Genomic DNA, 1,791 nt, shown 5'->3' on the forward strand with positions numbered 1-1,791 from the left:
ACCCCTGCGGGTGGCGCGCTCCTCGCGTCGCTCGGGTCACGAAGATCACATGCAGTAGCGCGTCTGCTCGACCTTGGACACCGCGCGGTTGAGGTCGGAGACGAACGACGACGAGTGGTCCGAGCTGACCGACGGCGGGATCTGGACCTCGACCGCGGGATCGCGACCGTAGGTGATGAAGGTCCACGTGCCCTTGCCGTCGTCGGCGACGATCCAGTCGACGCTGCCCGCAGCGCTGGGCACCCCCTGGCAGCCCGTCGTGGTGGGCTCGGGCGGCGTGACGCCGCACCGCAGCGTCACGGCGGCGCCCGACGCCCCCCAGGCCGCCGTGGCCTGGCTGTCGGTCTTGACCTTGGGCAGGTCGCCCAGCATGTCGGGGACCGCGAGGACGACCTCGGCGCACTTCGGGTTCGCGGCGTCGTCGGCGACCGGGACGCCGATGGTCGGGGTGCACGCACTGGTGCCGGCGACCGTGGCGAGCAGCAGGATCCCGGCGAGCGTCCGGCGTCGGGCTGGGGTACGAGGGGCGTTCAGCACCCTCCAACGGTAGCCGCTCCGGCGGGGCCCTCGTCCCGCGTAAGGTGGCGCCGTGACTGATCTGAACGAGGGCCGGGTGCTGGTGCGCGAGACGTCCGAGGAGGAGCTGCTCGCGGCGATCTTCCCGCTCCTGCCGACGGGCGCGGCGACCCTCGTGGGCCCCGGCGACGACTCGGCCGTCGTGAGCGCCCCCGACGGGCGCTTCGTGGTCTCGACCGACGTGCTGGTCGAGCGTCGGCACTTCCGCCCCGAGTGGTCCACGGGGTACGACGTCGGGTGGCGCGCCGCGATGCAGAACCTCGCCGACATCGCGGCCATGGGGGCGCGGCCCACCTCGCTCGTGGTCTCGCTCGTCATCCCGGGGCACCTGCCGGTCGAGTGGGTCACGGGCCTGGCCCGCGGCCTCGCCGCGGCGTGCGCGCCCAGCGGTGCGGCCGTGGTCGGGGGAGACCTGTCGAGCGGCGACGACGTGGTCGTCGCGGTCACGGTCCACGGGGACCTGGGCGGGCGGGAGCCGGTCCTGCGCTCGGGTGCCCAGGTGTCCGACGTCGTCGCGCACGCCGGGCGCAGGGGCTGGTCCGCCGCGGGGCTCGCCCTGCTCGACCACGACCTGGGCCCCCTGGACCAGGAGCTCGTCGACGCGTACCTGCGTCCCGAGCCACCGCTCGCCGCGGGACCGGCCGCCGCGGGCTCCGGGGCCACGGCCATGCTCGACCTGTCCGACGGCCTGCTGCGTGACGCCGGGCGTCTCGCCCGGGCCAGCGGCGTGGCCGTCGACCTGGACCTGGGCGCCTTCCGCGGCGACCTGGACCGGCTGGCCGTCGCGGCGTCGGCCGTGCGGGCGGCGGACGGACCGCTCTCTGCGACGGGGCCGGGCCCGGCGGACCTCGGTGCGCAGGCGGCCCTCGCCCGGGACTGGGTCCTGACCGGCGGCGAGGACCACGGTCTGCTCGCGACGTTCCCGGCGGGGACGTCGCTGCCCGAGCCGTTCCGGGCCGTGGGCCGGGTCGTGGCGCGGCCCACGAGCGTGCCGGGAGCCGGCGGTGCCGCGGATCCGGCCTCGACGGTCCCGGTGGTCACGGTCGACGGGGAGGCGCCGCGCGCGCACGGCGTGGGGTGGGACCACTTCCGCGGCTGAGGAGCCCTGGTCCGCAGCCGAGGGACTCCGCGGTCGACGGAGGCTGCCCAGGTGACCTTCCTCGCCAGGTCGTGACGGTCGCGTGCCGGACGCGTCGAGGGGGTCGCCCTGGAGGG

Annotated in this window: 2 protein-coding genes; one reads left to right on the top strand and one right to left on the bottom strand. The window is 76.2% G+C overall.

The features are described from left to right. Positions 1-45: 45 nt before the first annotated feature. Positions 46-537 (bottom strand): DUF3515 family protein, encoded by a 492-nt coding sequence (locus tag ACFWFR_RS19260; protein ID WP_318244489.1) that lies wholly within the window; start codon positions 535-537, stop codon positions 46-48. Positions 538-598: 61 nt separating this feature from the next. On the opposite strand from ACFWFR_RS19260, the gene ACFWFR_RS19265 reads away from it, so the two are divergent. Beyond that, complete coding sequence (locus ACFWFR_RS19265; RefSeq protein ID WP_377624191.1) at positions 599-1,675, top strand: thiamine-phosphate kinase; 1,077 nt, start codon at positions 599-601, stop codon at positions 1,673-1,675. Positions 1,676-1,791 lie beyond the last annotated feature (116 nt).

The sequence above is a fragment of the Oerskovia sp. NPDC060287 genome, from assembly GCF_042726775.1.
GTDB lineage: Bacteria > Actinomycetota > Actinomycetes > Actinomycetales > Cellulomonadaceae > Oerskovia > Oerskovia merdavium.